Annotated in this window: 1 protein-coding gene; it reads left to right on the plus strand. The window is 62.5% G+C overall.

Going from position 1 to position 1131, the window contains the following annotated elements; genetic code table 11:
- On the plus strand, window positions 1-861 hold an 861-nt coding region (locus GY769_10100), incomplete at its 5' end, for a protein kinase (protein MCP4202276.1).
- Window positions 862-1131: the final 270 nt, after the last annotated feature.

Consider the following 1131-nt stretch of genomic DNA (forward strand, 5'->3'; position numbering starts at 1 on the left):
GTCGCCAAGATCATCGATGTGGCCGGCATAGGCGAGGAATACACAACCCAGATCACCAAGCGCGGGCAAACGGTCGGCACCATCCGCTATATGTCCCCCGAACAGCTGTTCGGCCAGGCGCTCGACGGCCGCAGTGATATCTACACCCTCGGCGTGGTTACCTATCGGCTTCTCACCGGTCGGATGCCGTTCCACGGAGTCAAGAATGCAGCCGCTCTGGTGGCGGCGCAACTTCAGGAGACTCCCAAGACGCCATCGCGGGCTCGCTCGGGGGTTGAGATCCCGGCCAGCGTCGACCGGTTGGTCATGCGGATGCTCGTCCAGCACCCCGACGGCCGCTTTCCGGATACGGTCCAATTGCGGGCCGTCTGTCAGAAGCTGCTGGAATCAGGACAGTGGCGCGACAGCTCCTCGGCTCACCTGCCGAATCCCGCGGTCATGCTCGCATCGGGAGCCAAATCCGTTAAAATCATCGAGCCCAGCAAAGAGACGGACACGGTCGACGTAACCGGCCCGACTCAGGCCGAACCGAAAGAACTCGGGGAAGCCGGCGACAGCGATAACGATAGCAAAAGTGATAGCGAGATCGAGATCGAGATCGAGATCGGCGACCCGGAGATCGAGCTCAGCCAGAGCGAGCTCGAAATCAGTGTGAGCGAAATTCGTGAAATGAATATCGGCGAGCTGGAGATAGACGAACTCGAGTTGAGCGACCTGGAGAGCATCGAGACGGAGGGGGAAAGCATCGAGATCGAGGTATCGAACACGGCCACCGCGGCGCGAGTCGTGACCGATACCGTCGATGTAACCGCCCCGACGGCCGCCGCGATGCTCCCCCTCTCGTCCAAGGGCAAAGCCTGAACAGCGTCACATTGTTCGGGCGACAGAGGCGAGGCAAGGCGGTCGGTGGAGCCAACTCCTCGCCTCAGGCGGGAACCGTCGGTATCGGACATGGACGTCTCGTGGTTGTCGTCCGTGTGCCTCGCGGCCTGCGCGAAGGAGCGCCGTCGGCATCGGCATCAGCCTCTCTGACTCGGTCTAGACGACCGCCGAGGCGAGGTGTTTGGCCAGAAGCGGAAAGAGAGCGACCCGCGGACGGTAGTGCAGGACCACTCCGGCGAGGGCGGCGAA

It is taken from the genome of bacterium (assembly GCA_024224155.1).
GTDB lineage: Bacteria > Acidobacteriota > Thermoanaerobaculia > Multivoradales > JAHEKO01 > CALZIK01.